This window comes from Actinoallomurus iriomotensis (genome assembly GCF_030269445.1).
GTDB lineage: Bacteria > Actinomycetota > Actinomycetes > Streptosporangiales > Streptosporangiaceae > Actinoallomurus > Actinoallomurus iriomotensis.
This window is the reverse complement of the sequence record NZ_BSTJ01000013.1, coordinates 1-21,236: the sequence shown is the minus strand read 5'-3', so window position 1 is coordinate 21,236 and position 21,236 is coordinate 1. Positions and strand designations below refer to the sequence as shown.

Annotated in this window: 25 protein-coding genes; 13 read left to right on the top strand and 12 right to left on the bottom strand. The window is 73.2% G+C overall.

Features of this window, described 5'->3' with window-relative positions:
• The first annotated feature begins 173 nt into the window (after positions 1-173).
• Positions 174-1,517 (top strand): sensor histidine kinase, encoded by a 1,344-nt coding sequence (locus QSK37_RS40935; protein WP_285632203.1) that lies wholly within the window; start codon positions 174-176, stop codon positions 1,515-1,517.
• Positions 1,487-2,161, top strand: a complete 675-nt coding sequence (locus QSK37_RS40930; RefSeq protein ID WP_285632200.1) for a response regulator transcription factor — start codon at positions 1,487-1,489, stop codon at positions 2,159-2,161. Before QSK37_RS40935 ends, QSK37_RS40930 begins: the two co-directional genes overlap by 31 nt.
• Before the next feature lie 151 nt (positions 2,162-2,312).
• Here the strand turns inward: QSK37_RS40930 and QSK37_RS40925 are convergent, their stop codons facing one another.
• Entirely contained in the window at positions 2,313-3,932 is a 1,620-nt protein-coding gene (locus QSK37_RS40925) for an apolipoprotein N-acyltransferase (protein WP_285632197.1), read from the bottom strand.
• 165 nt (positions 3,933-4,097) lie between these two features.
• On the opposite strand from QSK37_RS40925, the gene QSK37_RS40920 reads away from it, so the two are divergent.
• Genes QSK37_RS40920 through QSK37_RS40910 form a run of 3 tightly spaced genes read left to right on the top strand, consistent with a single transcriptional unit; the run spans position 4,098 to position 6,456 of the window.
• Positions 4,098-5,288: a sensor histidine kinase gene (locus QSK37_RS40920; RefSeq protein ID WP_285632194.1), complete on the top strand. Its 1,191-nt coding sequence runs from the start codon at positions 4,098-4,100 to the stop codon at positions 5,286-5,288.
• Positions 5,285-6,013 (top strand): response regulator, encoded by a 729-nt coding sequence (locus QSK37_RS40915; RefSeq protein ID WP_285632191.1) that lies wholly within the window; start codon positions 5,285-5,287, stop codon positions 6,011-6,013. The genes QSK37_RS40920 and QSK37_RS40915 overlap by 4 nt, the downstream gene beginning before the upstream one ends.
• A complete protein-coding gene (locus QSK37_RS40910; RefSeq protein WP_285632188.1) occupies positions 6,010-6,456 on the top strand; it encodes a hypothetical protein in 447 nt (148 codons plus the stop codon). The genes QSK37_RS40915 and QSK37_RS40910 overlap by 4 nt, the downstream gene beginning before the upstream one ends.
• Here QSK37_RS40910 and QSK37_RS40905 read toward each other — a convergent pair.
• Complete coding sequence (locus QSK37_RS40905; RefSeq protein ID WP_285632186.1) at positions 6,437-7,165, bottom strand: class I SAM-dependent methyltransferase; 729 nt, start codon at positions 7,163-7,165, stop codon at positions 6,437-6,439. The two genes, QSK37_RS40910 and QSK37_RS40905, sit on opposite strands and share 20 nt — an antisense overlap.
• Before the next feature lie 111 nt (positions 7,166-7,276).
• Here QSK37_RS40905 and QSK37_RS40900 point away from each other — a divergent pair, with 111 nt between their 5' ends.
• Entirely contained in the window at positions 7,277-8,275 is a 999-nt protein-coding gene (locus QSK37_RS40900) for an NAD-dependent epimerase/dehydratase family protein (protein ID WP_285632184.1), read from the top strand.
• Between the two features lie 22 nt (positions 8,276-8,297).
• Here QSK37_RS40900 and QSK37_RS40895 read toward each other — a convergent pair whose 3' ends face one another.
• Entirely contained in the window at positions 8,298-9,080 is a 783-nt protein-coding gene (locus tag QSK37_RS40895; protein WP_285632909.1) for a GbsR/MarR family transcriptional regulator, read from the bottom strand.
• A 255-nt stretch (positions 9,081-9,335) separates the two neighbouring features.
• Here QSK37_RS40895 and QSK37_RS40890 point away from each other — a divergent pair, with 255 nt between their 5' ends.
• The 3 genes from QSK37_RS40890 to QSK37_RS40880 are packed head-to-tail and all read left to right on the top strand — an operon-like array spanning position 9,336 to position 11,719.
• Entirely contained in the window at positions 9,336-9,998 is a 663-nt protein-coding gene (locus QSK37_RS40890; RefSeq protein ID WP_285632182.1) for a DUF4097 family beta strand repeat-containing protein, read from the top strand.
• Between the two features lie 12 nt (positions 9,999-10,010).
• Positions 10,011-10,949, top strand: coding sequence for an ATP-binding cassette domain-containing protein (locus QSK37_RS40885; protein ID WP_285632179.1), 939 nt, complete (start codon positions 10,011-10,013; stop codon positions 10,947-10,949).
• Entirely contained in the window at positions 10,946-11,719 is a 774-nt protein-coding gene (locus QSK37_RS40880) for an ABC transporter permease (RefSeq protein WP_285632176.1), read from the top strand. Before QSK37_RS40885 ends, QSK37_RS40880 begins: the two co-directional genes overlap by 4 nt.
• Before the next feature lie 67 nt (positions 11,720-11,786).
• On the opposite strand, the gene QSK37_RS40875 is transcribed toward QSK37_RS40880, so the two are convergent.
• The 4 genes from QSK37_RS40875 to QSK37_RS40860 all read right to left on the bottom strand — a co-directional run bounded on the left by QSK37_RS40875 (position 11,787) and on the right by QSK37_RS40860 (position 15,341).
• Entirely contained in the window at positions 11,787-12,626 is an 840-nt protein-coding gene (locus QSK37_RS40875) for an alpha/beta fold hydrolase (RefSeq protein ID WP_285632172.1), read from the bottom strand.
• Between the two features lie 72 nt (positions 12,627-12,698).
• Positions 12,699-13,316 carry a TetR/AcrR family transcriptional regulator gene (locus QSK37_RS40870; protein ID WP_285632169.1) on the bottom strand — a complete coding sequence of 206 codons (618 nt, stop codon included), beginning with the start codon at positions 13,314-13,316 and terminating at the stop codon, positions 12,699-12,701.
• Between the two features lie 157 nt (positions 13,317-13,473).
• Positions 13,474-14,409, bottom strand: a complete 936-nt coding sequence (locus QSK37_RS40865) for a phosphotransferase (RefSeq protein ID WP_285632166.1) — start codon at positions 14,407-14,409, stop codon at positions 13,474-13,476.
• 8 nt (positions 14,410-14,417) lie between these two features.
• On the bottom strand, positions 14,418-15,341 hold the full coding sequence (locus QSK37_RS40860) for an alpha/beta hydrolase fold domain-containing protein (RefSeq protein ID WP_285632162.1): 924 nt from the start codon (positions 15,339-15,341) through the stop codon (positions 14,418-14,420).
• A 66-nt stretch (positions 15,342-15,407) separates the two neighbouring features.
• On the opposite strand from QSK37_RS40860, the gene QSK37_RS40855 reads away from it, so the two are divergent.
• Complete coding sequence (locus tag QSK37_RS40855) at positions 15,408-15,569, top strand: hypothetical protein (RefSeq protein WP_285632159.1); 162 nt, start codon at positions 15,408-15,410, stop codon at positions 15,567-15,569.
• On the opposite strand, the gene ftrA is transcribed toward QSK37_RS40855, so the two are convergent.
• Positions 15,551-16,537, bottom strand: coding sequence for a transcriptional regulator FtrA (ftrA, locus tag QSK37_RS40850; protein ID WP_285632156.1), 987 nt, complete (start codon positions 16,535-16,537; stop codon positions 15,551-15,553). The genes QSK37_RS40855 and ftrA overlap by 19 nt on opposite strands.
• A 71-nt stretch (positions 16,538-16,608) precedes the next feature.
• Here ftrA and QSK37_RS40845 point away from each other — a divergent pair, with 71 nt between their 5' ends.
• Complete coding sequence (locus tag QSK37_RS40845; RefSeq protein WP_285632153.1) at positions 16,609-17,067, top strand: rhodanese-like domain-containing protein; 459 nt, start codon at positions 16,609-16,611, stop codon at positions 17,065-17,067.
• Between the two features lie 34 nt (positions 17,068-17,101).
• On the top strand, positions 17,102-17,539 hold the full coding sequence (locus QSK37_RS40840; RefSeq protein ID WP_285632150.1) for a hypothetical protein: 438 nt from the start codon (positions 17,102-17,104) through the stop codon (positions 17,537-17,539).
• Positions 17,540-17,999: 460 nt separating this feature from the next.
• Here the strand turns inward: QSK37_RS40840 and QSK37_RS40835 are convergent, their stop codons facing one another.
• The 3 genes from QSK37_RS40835 to QSK37_RS40825 form a co-directional block, all read right to left on the bottom strand.
• Positions 18,000-18,329, bottom strand: coding sequence for a DUF3817 domain-containing protein (locus tag QSK37_RS40835; protein ID WP_285632148.1), 330 nt, complete (start codon positions 18,327-18,329; stop codon positions 18,000-18,002).
• Between the two features lie 28 nt (positions 18,330-18,357).
• A complete protein-coding gene (locus tag QSK37_RS40830) occupies positions 18,358-18,696 on the bottom strand; it encodes a hypothetical protein (RefSeq protein ID WP_285576393.1) in 339 nt (112 codons plus the stop codon).
• Between the two features lie 123 nt (positions 18,697-18,819).
• Complete coding sequence (locus tag QSK37_RS40825; protein WP_285632145.1) at positions 18,820-20,034, bottom strand: citrate/2-methylcitrate synthase; 1,215 nt, start codon at positions 20,032-20,034, stop codon at positions 18,820-18,822.
• A gap of 138 nt (positions 20,035-20,172) precedes the next feature.
• Here QSK37_RS40825 and QSK37_RS40820 point away from each other — a divergent pair, with 138 nt between their 5' ends.
• Positions 20,173-20,703, top strand: coding sequence for a methylated-DNA--[protein]-cysteine S-methyltransferase (locus QSK37_RS40820; RefSeq protein WP_285576389.1), 531 nt, complete (start codon positions 20,173-20,175; stop codon positions 20,701-20,703).
• A 276-nt stretch (positions 20,704-20,979) separates the two neighbouring features.
• Here the strand turns inward: QSK37_RS40820 and QSK37_RS40815 are convergent.
• Positions 20,980-21,236: transposase (locus QSK37_RS40815; RefSeq protein ID WP_285632142.1), on the bottom strand; the 257-nt coding region annotated here is incomplete at its 5' end.

Below are 21,236 nucleotides of genomic sequence, written 5' to 3'. Positions count from 1 at the left end.
AGGCCCGAACGCACCTTTCCGTAGATGTCGGACGCGTCCGTTCACGGAATCACCGGGCCGGGGGCGCGGCCATCACGGTGGGCCACCGGATCGGAGGTGGTGCTGGGCCTACCAGGCCGGGTGCGGCGGCCTCGTGAGCGGCGCGGATCGGCGCCGCCGGTAGCGTGACGCGTGTGCCCTCCGCCGTGCCGAACACCGCGCTGGAGGCGGTCGCGCGGCGCCGCTTCCTCCTCGGCCGCTGGCCGTGGCGGTCCCTGGGCTACCTGCTGACCGCCGCCGTGCCCGCCTTCGTCGCCGTCCTGCCGCTGGTGTTGCTCGGCTCGCCGTGGGCCGTCGCGCTGCGCCTGGCGACCGGGGAGGCCCGGCCGCCGTACGCCGTGATCACGTCGCTCGCCGGGCTCGGGCTGCTGATCATCGTGGCGATCGGACCGCTGGTGGCGCTGCCCCTGGCGGCCCTGGAGCGGCGGCGGCTGCGCCTGGTGGACTCGCGGCCGATCGCGTCCCCGCACCGCCGCCCGCCAGCCGCCGGACCGTGGCCGTGGCTGCGCACCCGCTACACGGAGGCGGCCACCTGGCGGGCGTTCGGTTACACCGTCCTGCTCTGCACCGTCACGCTCGCGCTGTGGCCGGCCGTCCTCCTGCTCCTGATCGTGCTCGGCGGGCTGGTCGCGAGTCCCCTGCTGGTACGGGACGGCCATCCCGTCTCGCTCGTCATCGGCCACGCCGGCACCCCGGCGGCGGCCCTGCCGTACGCGGCCGCCGGTCTGGTGCTGCTGCCGGTCACCGCGTACGTGCTGGCGGTGCTCGCCGGAGCGCACGGCGCGATGGCGCGGGCCCTGCTCTCACGCGGGACGGACGAGCGGCTGCGCGCGGAACTGGTCGAGGTGTCGCGCTCGCGCGCCCGGCTCGTCGACGCCTTCGAGGCCGAACGCCGCCGGATCGAGCGTGACCTGCACGACGGCGCCCAGCAGCGCCTCCTCAGCCTCACCCTGCGACTCGGCCTCGCCCGGCTCGACCTCCCGCCCGAATCGCCCGCCGGCCAGAGCGTCGCCGACGCACACGAACAGGCGAAACAGCTCATGGTCGAGTTGCGGGAACTCGTCCGCGGCATTCATCCCCGGGTGCTCACCGACCGGGGGCTCCCGGCGGCCATCGGCGAGCTCGCCGACCGGTTCCACCTCCCGGTGACGGTGGACGCCGACCTGCCCGCCCGGCCGCCCCGCCACATCGAGGGCACGGCCTACTTCGTCGTCACCGAGGCGCTCACCAACATCGCCAAGCACAGCGGGGCGACCGCGGCCGGCGTCACCGTACGGCACGACGACGACCTGCTCACCGTGGAGATCCGCGACGACGGCGACGGCGGCGCGGACCCACGGCGCGGCACCGGCCTGACCGGCCTGGCCGACCGGGTGGCCGTGACGGACGGGAGAATGCTCCTGTCGAGCCCGGCCGGCGGGCCGACGGTCCTACGTGTGGAGCTTCCGTGCAGTCTGAGCGAACCGCGGTCCGAGTAGTCCTCGCCGAGGACGGCGTGCTCCTGCGGGAAGGGCTCGCGGGGCTGCTGCACCGGTTCGGGTTCGAGGTCGTCGCCACGGCCGGCGACGCGGTGGCGCTCCGGAAGGCCGTGGCCGAGCACGCCCCCGACCTGGTGCTGACCGACATCCGGATGCCACCGGACTACACGGACGAGGGGCTGCGCGCCGCCGTCGAACTCCGCCGCGCCGACCCGGGTCTGGCCGTCGTCGCGCTCAGCCAGTACGTGGAGCTGAGCTACGCCTCGGACCTGCTCGACTCCGGTGACGGCCGGGGCGTCGGCTACCTCCTGAAGGACCGGGTGGTCGACGTCGAGGAGTTCGTCGCCACGCTGCGCCAGGTGGCCGACGGCGGCACCGTGGTCGATCCCCAGGTCGTACGCCAGCTGCTGCGCCGGCAGCGCGACCCGCTGAGCCGGCTGTCCGCGCGGGAGCACGAGGTCCTGGGCCTCATCGCCGAAGGACACTCGAACACCGCGATCGCCCGGCTGCTCGTCGTCTCCGAGGCCACGGTCGGCAAGCACGTCGGCAGCATCCTCGCCAAACTCGACCTGCCTCCGGACGACGACACGAGCCGCCGGGTCCTCGCGGTCCTGGCGTACCTACGGAGCGGCTCCGGCCGGTGACGCCCACCGCCGTCGGCGAAGGCGCCCGGCCTGCCGGTAGGACGTGGCCGATCGGCGGGGAGGTCGCGGCGCTGCGGTGGGGGTCGACGCGTAGACCATCGCCGTGCCGCGCTGATCCTCACCGCGGGTGCGCTGGTGACCGCGCTTCGGCTCACCGGCCGCCGGAGCCGGCCCGGTCCACGGCCTGCACCTCGCGCTGCTGAGCTCCATCGGCCTGACCGCGGCCGTCGCCGCCCCGGGCGGCGGGATGCCGGGCCGACGGTGATCCACCGGCCCGCTCCCGGCGGGGGCGGACCAGGGCGATGACCGCGAGCGCGCCGACGGCGGCGAGGCAGAGCCAGGCGAACGTGTCGCCGACCAGGTCGTAGACCGTCGTGGCGCCGCGCGTCGGCACATAGGCCACGGTCGTCTGCGGATCCGTCGTGAGGGAGTCGGTGGTGGCCAGGACGTGGCCCCGGTCGTCGAAGGCGGCCGACACGCCCTCGGCGTCCTGGCGCACCAGCGCGTAGCCGCCTTCGACGGCGCGCAGGGCGGCCTTCTCGGTGTGCGGGCCGCCGTACTCCCGCCAGTCGTGCGACGGGACGAGCATGATGTCCGCGCGTACGCGCATCAGGTCGGGGAAGTCGGCGTCGTAGCAGATGACGTTCGCGATCCGGCCGTACGGGGTGGCGACGACCGGCACCCGGCCGTCGCCCGGCGTGAACGGCTCCGAGCCGGGAATCGGGTGCGCCTTCTGGTACGTCCACTGGACCTTTCCGTCCGGGCCGATGAGGAGGGCCTCGTCGCGGCCGTACGCCGGTCCGGTCGTGCTGTAGACGCCGAGGCCGATCTCCAGGTAGATCCGGGACTCGCGGGCCTGTTTCCGGGCCGCCGCGATGGTGGTGGACTCGCTCGTCTCCTGCGTCCGGACGGCTTCTTCGGGCCAGATCACGATCTTCGCCCCGGCGTCGGCCTCCCGCCGCGTGAGGGCGAGCAGCTGGTCCTCCACGGCCCTCATGGCCGGTTCGACCTGCGAGGCGGGCGCGGCTGCGATCTCCCGGCGGCCGCCGTCGATCCGGCCGATCGCGGCCTGCTGGGCGGCGAGCACGTCCCGGCCGGGGCTGACACCGGCGATCCGCACCGTCGCGCTCTCGTCCGGGAGGAGGGCGAGCCGCGCACCGCCGCCGAGCAGGACGGCGGCCATGACGGCCCCGTACACGAGGCCGCCGCGGGCCGAACGCCGCGAGGGGCGCTCCCAGAAGCGGTTGACCGTACTGGCGAGCCAGGCGATCAGGAAACCGATCCCGTACGAGCCGGTGATCGAGGTGACCTGCAGCAGGGGCAGGTCCCCGTACTGCGTGACCGTGAGCGAGCCGTAGGCGGTGCCGAACGGCGACAGCAGGGTGATGAGGAACTCGGCTCCGGCGACCGCCGCGGGAAAGACCAGCGTCGCCGGCCACGGGTGCAGCCGGCCGACGAGCAGCCGGTCGAGCAGGAACGGCAGCGTCTGCACCAGGCCGAGACCGGCCGCTCCGGCGAGGATGACGGCGTTGAATCCCAGCGCCGACTCGTAGACCCAGAACACGGCGGCGGCGATGTTCGCGAGCAGGATCCACAGGGTGCCCGACCAGGCACGGCCGGTACGGGTGAAACGCAGCAGGAGGACCGGGAAGATCCACGCCGCGAGGGGGAGGTCCCAGCGGCCGCCGACCGCGAACAGCATCGCCGCGGCGCCGAACGCCAGGAACGCGTACCGCAGCGATGCCGGCGTCGTACGCCTCTCGTCGCCCATTCTCGTTCTTCTTTCCTCAGGGGTTCAGGGGGCGTTTCGACGCTAGAAGGGCGCATCGGCGACGGGCATCGTCTGGAGGGGCGATCCTCTCCCGGCCCGCGCAACCATGGATGCGTCCGCACGGACGATCCGGTGAGCTCCGCGAACATCTAACGTTGGCGACTGATGACGGCGTACGTAACGGCTGCCCTGCGCAGCGCACACACCCGGGTGGCCGGCCGGCCCTGGCTGGTCGACGTGGCGCTCGGCGGCGGGCTCACCGCGTTCGACATGGCGACGCTGTCCGGCCGGACGCCGGCGCCCAGCACGGTCGGCGTGCTGCTCTGGGGCCTGCAGACCGTTCCGCTGTTCTGGCGGCGACGGCGTCCCCGCACCGTCCTGGGCGCGATGACGGTCGCCTTCGTCCTCTTCGAGGCGATCGACCCGGTCCCGGGCAAGACGCCGGGGCCGTACTTCCTGATCTTCGCGGTGTACGCGCTCGCCCGGTACGCCCCGGCGGCCGTGAGCGCTCCGTGGTCCGCGCTGTCGCTCGTCGCGGCGGCGGTGACCGACCTCGTCGGCGGCCGGTCCCCGGTGCCCCGCCTGGACTCGCTGGAGCCGATCACCGCGACCACGTTCGCCGCCTTCTACGTCCTGGCCTGGCTCCTCGGGTACGGGCGGCGGCGGATCGAGAGCGACGCCGGCCGGCTGCGCGCCCTGAACGAACGGCTGCGCGTGGAGCGGGAGACCAACGCCCGGCAGGCCGTCCTCACCGAGCGGGCCCGCATCGCCCGCGACCTCCATGACGTCGTCGCACACCACGTCAGCGCCATCGCCGTCCAGGCGCGGTCCACCGAGGAGGTGCTGCGGGACGGTCCGGCGCTCGCGGACGTGACGCGTATCGCGGAGACCGCCGACACCGCGCTCATCGAGATGCGCCGCATTCTCGGCCTGCTCTCCGGGCCGGGTGAGGACGCCGGTCCCGAGCCGTCTCTCGCCCACGTCGACCGGCTCGTCTCGGCGGCCGAAGCGGCCGGCTGCCGCGTGACGGCGACGCTGGACCCGTCGGCCGGCGCCGTTCCCTCCGCGATCCAGGTCTCGGCCTACCGCATCGTGCAGGAGGCACTGACGAACGTCGTCAAGCACGCCGGTCCCACCGACGTCCGGGTCGCCCTGCGCCTCGACGACGACGTGCTGACCGTCGAGGTCGAGAACGGACCGGCCGCCGCGGCCCACCGTCCCGTACCCGGATCCGGCCGGGGACTGATCGGCGTCCGGGAACGTGTCACCGCCTTCGGCGGCACGTCACACCTCGGCCCGCGCCCGGACGGCGGGTGGCGGGTCCGCGCCGCACTCCCGCTTCGGGAGGTCCGATGACCGTCCGGGTGCTCCTCGTCGACGACCAGGAGATGGTCCGGGCCGCGCTGCGCGCCGTGATCGACCGCCGCGACGACCTGTGCGTCGTCGGCGACGCCGCGGACGGCGAACAGGCCGTCGCCGCGGCGCTCCGTCTCCGGCCCGACGTCGTCGTCATGGACGTGCGCATGCCCGGCATGACCGGCGTCGAGGCCACCCGGCGGATCCTCGACGGCTGGCCGCACCCCGCCCCTCCGCCCCGTGTCCTCGTGCTCACCACCTTCGACCTGGACGAGTACGTGCACGCGGCCCTGCGCGCCGGCGCCGGCGGCTTCCTGCTGAAGAACAGCCCGCCCGACCAGCTCGCGCACGCGATCCGCGTCGTCGCCGAAGGTGAGGCCATGCTCGCCCCGAGCGTCACGCACCGGCTCATCAGCACGTTCACCGCGCTCCCCCTCGGCCTCGTCCCCGGCGTGTCCGGCCCCGGCCGGCACGAGCTCATCGACGCGCTCACCGAACGCGAGCTGCGGGTCCTCATCCTGGTCGCGCGCGGGCTGTCCAATCTCCAGATCGCCGATGCGCTCGGCCTGACGCAGGCCAACGTGAAGAGCCGCGTCAACCGCATCCTCACCCGCCTCGGCCTGGACAACCGCGTCCAGGCCGCGATACTCGTGCACGAAGCGGGCCTGCTCCCGGCCGTGCACGGGCGGGACGAGCCCCCGGAACCCAGGAGGACCCGGCCTTGACCGCCGATGACGTACAGGCTCGCTGGCGCGCCCGGCGGGCGCCGGACGGCGATCTGGTCCTCTTCGGCGACGGCACCCTGGCGGTGATGGAGCTCCAGGAGTTCACCGGCTCCCCGCAGTGGGAGTGGCGGGAGATCGTACGGGCGCGGCAGTGGACGGCGGCCCACTGGATCGACGTCGACCTCACCCTCGCGTCGTGCGACCGGGCGGGGAGCCGGGCCCTCGCCGGCGAGTCGGCCGCGCACGGCAGCATCGGGTGGGTCGCGCTGACCCGCGACGGCGGGGACACGCTGGAGTGGCTCGCGGTCTGCCGGTACTCCGATCCCTTCGCCGTCGTCGAGCTCGACGACACGGCCGTGACCGCGACGAGCACCGCCGGTCAGGTCTGGCGGTTCCCGCGCTCGGCTCCCGAGCGGGTGGCGATCACGAGCGCTCCGCGATGAACACGAACTCCCGGCCGGGACGGTCCGGTGCCTGCCGCACGTCCAGCACGCGATAACCGCCCTCGGCCAGGCTCGCCTCCACCTCGTCGCGATCGCGGAACCTCAGCGTCGAGTCCGAGGTGAGCACCACGCCGTCGGCCGGGAACCGGTAGGTGTAACGGAAGGACACCAGCGGAAGGCTCACGTCGGTGACCTCCATCCGCCGCTCCACCGGGCCGATCCCCGGCACGTCCCGGGTGACCGGAGCGGTGTCGGCGGCCCACACCTGCCAGGCGCGGCGCTCGGGACGCCGGGTCTCGAACACGAGGTGACCGCCCGGGCGAAGCGCGGCGTGCACGTTCCCGAGGGTCCGCGCCCAGTCGTCGTCGGTGAGGAAGACCTGCGCGACGTTCCCGGTCATCACCGCCAGGTCGAATCCGGACGGTACGGCCGGCCGACGCGCGTCGCCGTGCACCCAGGTGATCCTCCCGGCCGGATCCTTGGATCTGGCGACGTCGAGCGACGCCTGCGCCGGGTCGACGCCCACGACCGTACGGCCGGCGTCGGCGAGCAGGATCGCCAGGCCACCCGTGCCGCAGCCGACGTCGAGCACCCGGTCCGCGCCCAGCTCGCCCGCGATGGCGACGTAGGCCGCGAGGTCGTCGCGGTCGCCGTCGAAGGCGTCGTAGAGGGGGGCGAGGCGAGGGTGGGCGAACAGCGCGTCGGGCACGCGGCGACCGTACTCGCGGCCGGGCCGCTCCGGCGACGGGTTTTCACGCCGCCGCTAAGCCTCCGGTGAAACGACGTGTCGCCCGTTCGCCCCGACCGCCACGATGGCCGTATGAGACTGCTCGTACTGGGAGGAACGCACCATGTCGGCCGAGCCGTCGTCGAGACGGCGCTGGCACGGGGCGACGAGGTCACCACCGTCAACCGGGGACTGAGCCGGGCACCCGCAGCCGGGGTGGAGGCCCTCGTCGCCGACCGTACCGACCCCGACGCCCTGCGCCGGGCGGTCGCGGACCGGGAGTGGGACGCGGTGGTCGACACCTGGAGCGGACCGCCGCGCGTGGTGCGCGACTCCTGCGAGCTGCTCGCCGGCCGTACCGGTCACTACGGGTACGTGTCCAGCCGGTCGGTCCACCGGTGGCCGATCCCGCCGGGCGCCGACGAGAACGCCCCGGTGGTCGACGGCGACCCCGGCGCGGAGGACGACGAGGACTACGCCGCCGCGAAGCGCGGCGGCGAACTCGCCGCCCTGGAGGCGTTCGGTGACCGTGCGCTGCTCGCCCGCGCCGGTCTCATCCTCGGCCCGTACGAGGTCATCGGCCGCATGCCGTGGTGGCTGCGCCGGATCGAGCGCGGCGGGCCCGTCCTGGCGCCCGAGCCCGACCGCCCCCTCCAGTACGTCGACGCGCGCGACCTGGCCCGCTGGATGCTGTCGGCCGCGGACCGCGGGATCGGCGGCGCATTCAACACCGTCAGCCCGTCCGGGTACTGCACGATGCGCGAACTGCTCGAGACCTCCGTACGGGTGACCGGCGCGGACGCCGAACTGGTCTGGGTCTCCCCCGGCCTGATCGAGGAGGCGGGCATCAGCCCCTGGACCGAGCTGCCGATCTGGCTGCCGCTGAACAGTGAGTACGACGGCATGCACGACTCGGACGTGTCCGCCGCCGTGGCCAGCGGGCTCACCTTCCGGCCGATGCCGGAGACGGTCGCCGACACGTGGGCCTGGCTCCAGGCCGAGGGAGATCCCGCCCCTCGTCCGGACGCCCCCGGGATCGGGCTCGACCCCGACAAGGAGCGGCGCGTCCTCCAGCGGATCCGCGCCCGGTGACCGGAGCGCGGCCGGCTGCGTCTCAGGCTGTGGGCGTCGGGACGGCCGCGGGTCCGTGGTCCGAACTCGGCTCGGCGCTGCCGTCCGGGGTCGTTTCGGTTTTGGTGTAAAGGACCTCGCGTCCCTGGTCGGCGGCGCGGATGAGCGCTTCGCTGACGAAGGCGAGGAAGCGGGCGGCGTTCTCCAGGCGGGTGGCGGCCGGAGTACCGGCGCCGAGGATGGCGACGCCCTGCCGTGCGGCCTCGATGAACTCGTCGTTGGAGCGGGCGCTGCGGATCATCGCCTGGTACCAGAGGTCGTCGTCGACGACGTAGCGCTCGCGGCGGCGTTCGTCGCGTTCCCGGCGGACGAGGTTCTGGCTCTCCAGGAACGCGATCGCCTTGGAGACGGACGCCGGGCTGACCTGGAGGCGCTGGGCGAGCTCGGAGGCCGTGAGGCTCCCGGTGTCGGTGGTGTAGAGACAGCTCAGCACCCGGGCCATCATCTTGGGCAGGCCCCCGGCCATGGAGACGGTGGTGAGGGTCTCCTCGTAGTCGCGCACGGCCTCGGGGTCGCGCCCGTAAGGCTGTGCGGCCGCCCGCGTCCCCCGGGGCGCGGCCTGCCGGCGCCGGTGGGTGCGCTGCTGGGTGGCGCGCTGGGCCAGGTCGGGGCGGTAGCCGGCGGGGCCGCCGTTCCGCGACACCTCACGTGTGATCGTCGAGGTCGGACGGTCGAGCCGGCGGGCGATCTCGGCGTAGGCCAAGCCGTCGGCCAGCCCTGCCGCGATCTGCTGGCGCTCCTGCTGGGTGAGCCTGCCTCCCGGCATCACGACCCCCTTCATGCCCCACGGGTGCTCCATGGCGCTGCTCGGTGTTCCCTGACGCCTCCACCATAGCGTTCGCCTTCAATGCATTGCAACGGACGGCCGTCCCGCCATTGCGTTAAACGAGAGTCGGTTGCAATGATTATTAAGCTCTGACCTGCATGTTTGTTGTTTCTACGCAAAGATCTAGTTGTGGAGATTTAGAAAGCAACGTAGCGTTTGCGATGTCAGAAACAACACGGCACCGAGGAACACACGATGCAGAAGTTCGACACCCCCCACCCGATCACCGCCGTCCTGAACATCCCCGCCGGACGGGTCCAGCTGATCGCCGCCGACCGGGCCGACACCACCGTCGAGGTCCTGCCCGCCAACCCCGCCAAGAGCCGCGACGTCAAAGCCGCGGAGCAGACCACGGCCGAGTACGCCGACGGCGTCCTGCGGATTCAGGTCCCGGCCAAGAACCAGTACCTCGGCCCGTCCGGATCCATCGAGGTGACGGTCAAGCTGCCCGCCGGCTCCCACGTCCAGGCCACCGCCGCCAGCACCGAACTGCGCACCGTCGGCCGCCTCGGCGACGTCACCTTCGAAGGCGCCTACCGCCAGATCAAGCTCGACGAGACCGCGAACCTCCACCTCACCGCCACCGACGGCGACATCCAGGTCGGCCGCCTCGGCGGCTCCGCGCAGATCACCACCGCACGCGGCGACATCACCATCACCGAGGCCACCGGCGGCAAGGTCACCCTCCAGACCCAGTCCGGCGACATCACCATCGGCGCCGCGGCCGGCGTCTCCGCCGCCCTCGACGCCGGCACCAGCCACGGCCGCGTCACCAACACCCTCAAGAACGACGGCACCGCCGGACTCGACATCCACGCCACCACCACCCAGGGCGACATCACCGCCCGCGGCCTCTGAGGACCGAACACCATGACGAACCTGGCCATCGCGGCGAACGGGCTGCGCAAGTCCTACGGCGACAAGGTCGTGCTCGACGGCGTCGACCTGGCCGTCCCCGAAGGAACGATCTTCTCCCTGCTCGGCCCGAACGGGGCGGGCAAGACCACCACCGTCCAGATCCTGTCCACCCTGATCCCCGCCGACGGCGGCACCGTCCAGGTCGCGGGCCATGACCTGGCCCGCAGGCCGGACGACGTGCGCGGCGCGATCGGCGTCACCGGCCAGTACTCGGCCGTCGACAAGCTGCTCACCGGCGAGGAGAACCTGCTCCTCATGGCCGACCTCAAGCACCTGTCCCGCCGGGACGGCAAGCGCAAGGCCGCCGAGCTGCTCGACCGCTTCGACCTGGTCGACGCGGCGCGCAAACCGGCCGCGACCTACTCCGGCGGCATGCAGCGCCGGCTCGACCTGGCGATGACCCTGGTCGGCGACCCCCGCCTCATCTTCCTGGACGAGCCCACCACCGGCCTCGACCCGCGCAGCCGCCGCTCCATGTGGCAGATCGTGCGCGAGCTCGTCGCGAACGGCGTCACCATCTTCCTCACCACGCAGTACCTGGAAGAGGCCGACGAGCTCGCCGACCGGATCGTCCTCCTCGACCACGGACGGCTGATCGCCGAAGGCACCGCCGATGAGCTCAAGCGGCTCATCCCCGGCGGCCACATCCAGCTCAGATTCGCCGGCACGCACCGGCTCGACGCGGCCCGCCAGGTCGTCGGCGCCGGAGTCGCCGACCCGGAGGCCCTCACCCTGCAGGTGCCCAGTGACGGCAGCGTCCGCGCGATCCGCGAACTGCTCGCCCTCCTGGACGAACACTCGGTCGAGATCGACGAGATGAGCGTCCACACCCCCGACCTCGACGACGTCTTCCTCACCCTCACCGGCCAGAAGAAGGAGGCCACCCGATGAACACCCTCACCCTCGCCATGCGCGACTCCTCGACCATGGTCCGGCGGCAGCTCAAGCGCCTGGTGCGCTACCCGTCCATGACCGTGCAGCTGATCGTGACGCCCGTCATCCTGCTGCTGCTGTTCGTCTACATCTTCGGCGGCACCCTCGGCACCGGCATCGGCGGCGGCCGCGACACCTACGTCAACTACGTCGTCCCCGGCATCCTCCTCATGGCGGCCGCCACCGCCGCCACCGGGACCGCCGTCATGGTCGCCACCGACATGACCGAAGGCATCATCGCCCGCTTCCGCACGATGCGGATCTCCCGGGCATCGGTCCTCACCGGGCACGTCGTCGGCAGCGTCATCCAACAGCTCCTCGGCATGGCGGTCCTCATCGGCATCGCCCTGGCCATCGGCTTCCGCCCGAACGCCACGGTCGTCGAATGGCTGGCCGCCGTCGGACTGCTCGCCCTGTTCATCGTGGCCATCACCTGGCTGTCGGTCGCCCTCGGCCTGAAGTCCTCCTCTCCCGAGGCCGCCAGCAACGCCCCGATGCCCCTGGTCCTGCTGCCCTTCCTCGGCAGCGGCTTCGTCCCCACCGACTCCATGCCCACCGTCCTCCGCTGGTTCGCCGACTACCAGCCCTTCACCCCGATCATGGAAACCGTCCGTGGCCTGCTCCTCGGCACTCCGATCGGCAACAGCGGCGCCATCGCCACCGCCTGGTGCGTCGGCATCGCCGCGCTCTCCTACCTCTGGGCCAAAAGCACCTTCAACAAGGCCTGACCGTGAACCGGCCGGACAGGGCCGTCAGACCGCCAGGTCTGACGGCCCTGAACCTTTTACCGACGTCTCAGACGGGCTCGCGGGTGAAGGCCCGGATGAGCTCGGCGAGTCGCGTCGGCCGGTCCAGGGGGATGAGCGTGTCGCTGTCGTCGACCTCGGCCAGGCGGGCCCACGGCAGGAGGGTGGCCAGGCGGCGGCCGTGCTCCAGGGGCATCACGCGGTCCTCGGTCGCCCACACCACCAGGGCCGGGCGGTCGAACTTCGACAGGTGTTCCGCGGCGGCCAGCAGGACGTCCCGGTCCGCCCCGGCGGCGCGCAGGACCCGTACGGTGTCGCGGCGGATGTCCGGCCGGGTCAGCACCGGGCGCATCCACCGGGCGGTGGCCGCGTCGCCGCGCCTCGTCAGGTGCCCGAACGCCAGCGGCAGGCGCCGCGCGGCACGGAGCCGCATCTGCTGCATGAACAGGCCGAACAGCCACGGCGGCAGCCGGCCGGAGCGCACCAGCGTACGGCCGGTCAGGCCCGGCGGGAAGTTGTCGAACGCGTCGCACGAGACCAGCACCGCCCGGGCCACGCGCGGCCGGTCCTCACCGAGGAGGAGCTGGACGAGCGCGCCGCCCGTGTCGTTGCCGACCAGGGTGACGTCGCGCAGGTCGAGCCGGTCGAGGAACTCCGCCACCAGCCGCACCACGCCCGGGAGCGACAGGTCCGCCCCGGGGTCCATCGCCCGGCGGTGCGCGCCCAGAGGCAGCGTCGGGACGACGCATCGGTGGTCGGCGGACAGGTCGGCGACCGGTCCGTCCCACAGCGAGGCGTCCATCATCAGGCCGTGCAACAGGACGAGCACCGGGCCGTCACCGGTGTCCTCGTACTCGATGACGCCGCCGGACAGCGTGATCTCTCTCATGCCGTGGCTCCCTTCCGCTTCCCTCCAAAGAAGTGAACCACGTGGTTCGCATACGCCCGCACGGGGGTACGGCTAGTCGGCGGCCTCCTCGCGTTCCAGCGTCCGGACCAGGGCCTCGAAGCCCGCGGTGACCCCCGAGTCGTCCCCGCTGATCAGCCGTTCGAGCAGGAAGCCGCGTAGGGTCGCGAGGATCATCTGGGCGACCTGGGCCCCGCGCTCCTCGGTCCAGTCGGCCGGGCACAGGGACCGCAGCAGCGGCAGATACTGCCCGGAGGCCTCCCGCCCCAGGTCGGCGTACCGTGCGGGGTCGTACATGGCCAGGCCCATCGCCTGGTCGAGCACCCGCCGCAGCCCCGACTCCTCCTCCATCAGGATCGGCCAGATGGCGCGCACCCCCTCCGCCAGCGTGCCGCCCCGCGCGGCGATGGCGGGCAGCGCGTTGCCGATGCGGCGCTCGCGCAACTTGAAGACGGCCTGCCGGAGCAGGTCATCGGCCCCGTCGAAGTGGTAGAGCAGCACTTTGTGCGTGGTGCCGGCCGCCCGCGCGGCACGCCGGAGCGAGAAGTCCACGAGCCCGTTCACCGCCAGGTCGTCGGTGACCCGGTCGAGCAGTTCCCGCCGTCTCGCCTCGCCGCGCGGCGAGCCCGCCGACCGCCGGTAACCGGCACGTGCGCCATCGGAGATGTTCACGGCACCAGCCTCCCAAGCCGGCGGCGCGACCCGCCCGCCGCCACCCGACTCAGGAACCGCTCGATCGCACGACAGTTCGTCCGGGCCGGTGACGGCCGTCCACCTCGCACGCCGGCGCCGACGGGTGCCACGTCGACGCGGCGGCACCATCCACGGTTCAGAGTGAGCGGGGCACGCCCTCGGTGGTCCAGCGCCGGATCCGCTCCGCCGCCTGGTCGGCGACGGGGTGACCGAGAGGGCGGGTGACCAGGTCGCTGAGCGCGAACATGTCCAGCACGCGGCCCAGGTACGCCCAGTCCTCGTGCAGCGGCGAACCGGCGGGCCGGTGATCGGCGAAGCCCGTACCGAACCCGTCGAGGAAGGCCGCCGGGTAGCCGTCGCCGAAGCGCGCCATGTTGGCGGCGTCGCCGTACGGGCAGCCGGAGTAGGCGAACTCCCAGTCCAGGACGGCCTCGACGCGCCAGCCCCCGCCGACGCGGGCGACCAGGATGTTCTTGGGGTTGACGTCGGCGTGCACGAGCCGCGCGTGGTCGTCGACGGCGGTGAGCGCCGGGGCGTGCGCTCCGCACAGGCCGGCCCAGGATCGCCGCGCGGCCTCGTCCAGGCGGCTCCCGGGAGTGGCGCCCATGCACTTCTCCGCGAACGCGGGAAGCTGCTCGGACCACGGGCGCTCCGGGCCGACGGCCGGCGGGTCACCGGTGAAGAAGCCCCGGCGGTCGAAGCGCACCGCGGCGATGCCGGCGACGACCCGTCCGACCTCCGCGCCGAGGGCGCGCATGCCCGCGCCGTCGTCGCCCGTGGCGAGCACCCGGTCGAGCAGCGTGCCCGGGACGTACTCGACGAGCATGGCGGGCCGGGTTCGCTCCGTCGCGGGAAGGACGGCCAGCACCTCCGGAACGGGCACGTGGCGGCGGGCCATCTCCATCACCGCCGCCTCCACGGCCGGGGCGGGGCCGCCGAGGCGGGCCACGGCCCGCCCTCCGGCGTAGGTGACCAGGCACGTCTCGTGGGAGAAGCCCCCCGCCAGCGTGGACACCGCCCGCACCGCGCCACCGAGCGCCTCGGCGATCGCGTCCGTCTCCTCGGGTCGCATCCGGCCAGTCAACCAGCAGCGTGAGACACGCCCCGTGCGTACTCGCCGAACCGGGCGATCGCGTCGGCGGCTTCGGGCAGGAAGGACCAGTAGAGCTGGAAGCTCTGCGCGGCCACCGGATAGATCTCCAGCCGTACGTCGACGCCGTGGGAGTGTGCGTGCTCGGCGAGTCGTTCGGCGTCCGGCAGTCCTTCGTCACCGGCCGCCGCCTGGATCAGCATGGGGGGCAGCCCGCGCAGGTCGGCGTGGAGCGGATCGAGGAGGGGATCGTCCACGGGATGCCCGTCGAGGTAGCGGGCGACGCCCCATGCCGCGCCCTGCCGGGTGGCGCTCGGCGCGGGGGCGTCCGGAAGGGCGTCCGGGGCGGCGGCGCTGATGTCGACGTACGGGGTGAACAGCGCGCAGCGGGCGGGTAGCGGCCGCCCGGCCGCCCTGAGTCGCAGGAGGAGGACCCAGGCGCGGCGGGCGTCGGGCGGCTCGGCGACGAGCCCGGGAACGCCGCCGGTGACGACCGCGGTGAAGTCGACATCCGGTACGAGGTGCAGGAGCCCGTAGTGCCGCTCGGCCGCCGCGCGCAACGCCTCCACGTCAGCAGAGGTCAGGTCGGTGAAGGAGTCGCCGAGCCGCCGGATGCGGGCGGCCAGTTCCCCGCCGACCGACCGGACCTGCTCGACGACCTCGTCGATGTCATCGAGCACGCCGGGAAGCCGGTCGAGCAGCGCCTGCCCGGCGGGCGTGAGCGCCACGTCCTGGGTGGAGCGCCGCAGCAGCACGCAGCCGAGCGATCGTTCCAGGGCGGCGATCTGCCGGCTGAGCGTGGACTGCGAGCCGACCGCGGCTCCGGCTGGCAGACCTTCGGGCAGGAGTTCGCCGCCTATTCCGTCGAGCAACTCGACGAGGTCGACACACTCGTCCTCGGCCGCACCACTCACACCGACCTCGCCGCCTACTGGACCGGCGAACTCGGCACGAACGTCGACCGGCGTATCGCCGACCGCATGAACACCCTGGCCGAACTCGTCGTCTCGACGACGCTCGAGGCGGTCACCTGGGGCGCGTCACCGGCCGAGCCGGTCTCGATCGACGAACTGGCGCGGTTCAAACACACTCCGGGCAAGGACGTCGCCGTCCTCGGCCTCTACTACCGCCCGTCGCCCTGAACGTCGGCGAAGGCGCGCCGGTAGGCCGACGGTGAGGTGCGCATCGCTCGGGTGAAGTGGGAGCGGTACGTCACCGGGCTGGCGAAGCCGACCGCGCGGGCGATCTCCTCGATCGGCGTCGAGGTTCGCTCCAGGAGCGGCAGGCTCGCCTGGACGCGCTGGTGGATCAGCCAGCGGATCGGGCTGGTGCCCGTACAGCGGGCGAAGTGGCGCAGGTACGTGCGGGTGGACATGTGGGCGTGGCGGGCCAGGGTCTCGACCGTGATCTCGTCCCGGAGGTTCGCCAGGGCCCAGGTCATGCTGACGGTGATCCGGTCGTCGTCGACGTCGGGCGGCATCGGCGCCTCGATGAACTGGGCCTGCCCGCCCTCACGGTGCGGCGGGACGACCAGCCGGCGCGCCACGGCGTTGGCGATGCTCGGGCCGTGGTCCCGGCGTACCAGGTGCAGACACAGGTCCAGGCCCGCCGCGCTGCCGGCGCTGGTCAGCACGTCGCCGTCGTCGATGTAGAGCACGTCGGGGTCGACCCGTACGCGGGGGAAGCGGCGGCGCAGCAGGTCCGCGTACTGCCAGTGCGTGGTCGCGCGCCGGCCGTCCAGCAGGCCCGCGGCGGCCAGTGCGAACGCTCCCGAGCAGATCGAGACGACGCGGGCGCCCCGGGCGTGCGCCCGGCGCAGCGCCGCGACCAGCGCGGGCGAGGACCCGCCGCGTACGTCGCTGACGCCGGGCACGATCACCGTCTCGGCGGAGGCGAGAACGTCCAGGCCGTGCCGGGTGTCGAGGGTCGCTCCCCCGACGACGTTGAGCGGGCCGGGCCGCTCCGCGCACACCGTCAGGTCGTACCAGGGCACGTCCAGTTCGGGTCGGGGCAGGCCGAACACCTCGGTGACGATGCCGGTCTCGAACGGTGACATGCCGTCGTACGCGAGCACCGCGACGGTCCGCCGGCGCCGGGGCGGGCTGAGCATGGCGGGATCCTAGCGGTCGGCGGCGCCAGCGCCACTGGTGGCGGCGGCCGGGGCGCGCGAGCATCGTCGGCATGTCCTCTGTTCTGTCCACCGCTCCCGCGGACCCCTCCGAGGCCGCCGCCCACTTCGCCGCTCGCCTGGCGTTCGAGACCGACGTCTCCGACGTGCACGCCGACCTGGAGGCCGGGGTGCCCGGCCTGGTCGTGGTCGACTCCCGCAGCGCCGAGTCCTGGGCACAGGGCCACCTGCCCGGCGCCGTCCACCTGCCCTCCGGCGAGATCGCCGCGCGCGCGTCCGCCGTCGTGCCGCGGGACGTCACGGTCGTCACGTACTGCTGGGGCCCGGGTTGCAACGGCGCGACCCGCGCCGCGCTCGCCTTCGCTCGCCTCGGCTACCGGGTCAAGGAGATGACCGGCGGTTATGAGTACTGGGTGCGCGAGGGCTTCGCGGTCCAGACTCCGGCCGGCCGGGTCGTCCAGCCCGCCGACCCGCTCACCGCCCCGGTGGCGTCGATCACCTGCGGCTGCTGATCCACGGCCTCGCGGGGCACGGGATGATGACGGCATGTTCACACTGCTGCCGGGTGTGGGCGTCGAGCTGCCGCACGGGGCGGGGACGCTCCGATTCGGGATGTCCGAGCACGACGCGCAGTGGGCCGTCTCGACGCTGGCCGACGTACGCGAGAGCTGGGTCTGCGGCGCGGCCTGGGCGTTCGGGGCCGCATACGGCGATCTCGTCCTCGGCGTCCTCGGCGGGCCGCGCCGCGGCGCCGGCCTCGCGGAGGTCTCCTTCGAGCGGCCGGGCGGCATGGCGGACGTCGCCGGCCGCGTGCCGGTCGTCTGGGCCGACGTCGACCTGTTCGGATACCCGCTCGCCGAGGTGGAGGCGGCCCTGCCCCGGTCCCGCCCCGCGTACGCGCCGGCGCCGGGCCGTACGGCCGGACCGTATCTGACCCACGTCCGGCTCACCGCCCCCCAGGACCGTTCCGCTACCGATCATTGACCGCGCGGAGTGATCTTTGTCCCGTTGAAGACCCGATCACATTTCTTGCTTGACCTGGGTTTACGTCCTCATCAACCGAGGGTACTCACAGTAACGAGATCGCAACACTCGGTGATTACGCCTGGGCGGGTCCGCCCGAGCCATCGTGTGCGATTCGAGGAGGGCCGATGAGGGTCGTGACGGCGAAACGACGCCGGCGGATGATTCCCCCCATCCGTTTCCTGGCGGCACCCCGCGCCATCCGCCCCTTGCTGTCCTCTCGGCGCCGGCGCCGTACGCCCCCACGGCACCGGGCCGCCACGGCCGGGTCGGCGGTCCCCGATGCCGCCGGCCCGGCGCCCCCCGACCTGCGACACCGGTCCTCCGGCGACCCGGACGGCCGCTGACCGGGGCCGTAAGACGCGTCGGCCCGCGGCGGACCATACGCCGCCGCGGGCCGACGCCCCTCCGGTACGAAACGTCAGGCGGCGCCGACGGGCGCCGCCGGCTCCGGACGGTCGCGCAGTTCGTTCACGACCCGGCGCTCGACGTAGAAGGCCAGGAACGGGATCACGCCCGCGAGCACGATCACGACGACCTTGCCCAGCGGCCAGCGGGCCCGCCGGTAGAGGTCGAAGGTGGCCAGCAGGTACAGCGGATAGCAGATCATGCCGTGCGGCACTCCGACGACGTTCGACAGGACGCCGTTGTGCGCGAAGATCTTCAGCGGGACCGCCACGAAGCACAGCACGATCAGCAGCGTGCCGGTCACGTACGCCATGATGCGGTACCGGGTCACCGCTCCTTGCACGGGAGGTCCTTCCGTGAGGCTCGCGCCGTCAGTGGCGCGTGCTCTCGTCGTTCAGCCGGGCGAGACGGCGGTTGTAGGCCGCCAGCTCCTCGTCGTCCTCGTCGTCGATCTCCACTCGCGGCGCGGCGCGCTCGGGCACCACGGTGCCCGGGTCGTCCTTGCCGCGCAGCTCGTCGCGCACCATGCGGATCCACATCGCGACCACGAAGATCGCGAACATCGGCCATTCGATGACGTAGGCCCAGCTCTGCAGGTTGCCGCCCTCGGCACGCGTCAGCTGCCACCAGCCGGCCAGCAGGAAGATCCCGATCAGCACGATGGCGATCAGGTGGAGCCCCAGCCAGCCGGGAGTGAAGAACCGTCGCACGTACGTGAGCGTACCCGCGTCGTCGCGGAACCGTGCCGGACCCCCGCCCCAAGCGACAGGACCGTGGCCCCCGCGCGGACCGGAAGGCCGCCGGCCGGCCCCCGCCTCACCCGGCCACCGGCACTAACGCGACTTCGGCCGCTCCGGCGGCGGGCCCGAATAGACGGCGCGCGGGCGCAGCGGGACCTCGCGGGCGTACTCCTCCATCGCGTGGGCCAGCCACCCCGCCGTACGGGCGACGGCGAACACCGCCTCGCCCGCCCCCTCGGTCATCCGGGCGACGTACGCGAGGGCGGCGAGCGCCACGTCGATCGCGGGCACGGGCAGCCGCCGGGCCCGTGCCTCGGCGAGGACCGCCTCGACCACCCGCAGGCGGTCGCGGTCCGGAGCGGTGGCGCGCACGATGTCGAGCAGGCACCTCGCGCGGGCGTCGCCGCCCGTGTACAGGCGGCCTCCGAAGCCCGGGACGCGGTCGCCGCGCCGGAGGCGTTCGCCGATGACCCGGCCCGCCCGGTCCGGACTGCCGACCTCGGCGAACAGCGCCTCGACGCCGAGCGACGCGCCGCCGTGGAGCGTCCCGCCGAGCACACCGAGACCCGCGCCGACGGCGGCGTACGGGTCCGCGCGCACGGACGCCGCGACCCGTACGGCCACGGTCGAGGCGGCCAGCTCATGATCGGCCAGCAGCACGAGCGCCGACCGCAGCGCCCCGACCGGCTCCGGCCGCGGCTCCACCGCCGTGAGGCGGGTCCACAGGCGGTCGGGGATCGCGGTCGCGGCCGGATCGTCCTCGCCCGGGAGCGCGTCGACCATGCCCGCGATGAGGTTGCGGCCTGCGGCGGTCACGGCCGCCGGGTCGAGGGTGAGGCGCAGCGGATCGGCGGTCGCGAGCGCCACCGTGATCACCTGGAGGCGTTCGAGCGGCAGGGTGCCCGCCGCCAGCCCGGACTGGGCCGCACGGGCGGCGGCCACCGCGTCCGGGTGGGCCCGCCACGGCGTCGTCGCGGTCGTCTCCTCGCCGGTCCACAGCCAGTGCGCGACGTCCTCGAACCGGTGAGTCGCGGCCAGGCGGAGGGCGTCGCGTCCGCGGTAGTAGGGCCGGTCGTCGCCCAGAACGGTCAGCCGCGACTCGATGACCAGCTCGTGCCCGCCGCGCCGAGGGCGGCCCCGCCGGGCGAGCTCCTCGATCTCGGCCGGGTCGAACAGGCTCCGCCGGCCGTCCGGCGTACGGGCGCGGCGCAGCATCCCGCGGCTCACGTAGGCGTACAGCGTGGCAGGCTTGACGCCGAGCCGGTCCGCCGCGCTCGCCGCGTCGATCCATGCGCCCGGCTCCGTCACCCTGCCTCCATTGATTTCCGTCAATATTGACGGGCATTCTCCGCTCCGGGAAACGGCCGCCGCAACCCCCGTTCCGGCCGCGGGGTGATGTCGGAAACCCGCGAGCGGCGGGCATGCCCGTGTTGGTAGGAAAGAGGGATGGACGTCGCGATCGAAGCCATGGACACCCCGCTGGGCACGCTGGCCTACGCCTGCACCCCGCTCGGGCTGTCCGGCCTGGCCTTCCGCGACACGCCACGCGAGCGGGCGCGGCTGCGCGGCGGCCTGCCGCTCGTGGCGGCCCCCGAGCGCACTGAGACCGTACGCCGGCGGCTGGCCGCCTACTTCGACGGCCGCGAGGCGGACTTCGACCTGCCCATCGACTGGCGCCACACGTCGGGGGCGCAGCGCGAGGTGCTGGAGAAGCTCTACGCCGGCGTGCCGTACGGCCGCACCGTGACGTACGGAGAGCTGGCCGGCCTCAGCGGCACCGGCGTCCCGGCACGGGGAATCGGCACGATCATGGGCTCCAACCCGATCCCGATCGTGGTCCCCTGCCACCGCGTGGTCGCCTCGGACGGCCTCGGCGGCTACAGCGGGGGCACCGGCATCGAGGTGAAACGCTGGCTGCTCACCCTGGAGGGCGCCATCCCCGCGACCCTCGACTGGGACCCCGCGACCGGACCCTGACGCCTCACGGTCTGTCTCGAGGTCCCCGTCCGTAGCGAGCGGCGTCCAGGCGGCGCGTCGCAAGGCGGAGGAGGGAGTCAGCCTGGTGTTGGCTGGCGACCGACGACAACGCGGCGAGGCGTCGTCTGGGCGCCGCGCAGTAGGACGGCGGGGCTTCGAGACAGGCCCTAGTAGTGCTTTGTTAGGTGGTTAAGGCGAGGGGCTGTCGGCAGGTGGGGCAGTGGCCTGTCCAGGTGGCGAGTAGTGCCTGTAGCTCGCGGAGGACTTTGTAGAGGGTCAGGCCGCCCCGGTCGCTTTTGGGCTGGTCAGCCGCAGGGTCGTGAGGAACAGGTGGGCGGCGGTGACGAGGGTGACGTGGCGGTTCCAGCCGGTCCAGGTGCGGCCTTCGTAGTGGTCCAGGCCCAGGCCGGTTTTGAGTTCGCGGTAGTCGTGTTCGATGCGCCAGCGGATCTTCCCGAGCCGGACCAGATCGTGCAGTGGGGTGTCGGCGGGCAGGTTCGACAGCCAGTACTTGACCGGCTCGTCCTCCTCCG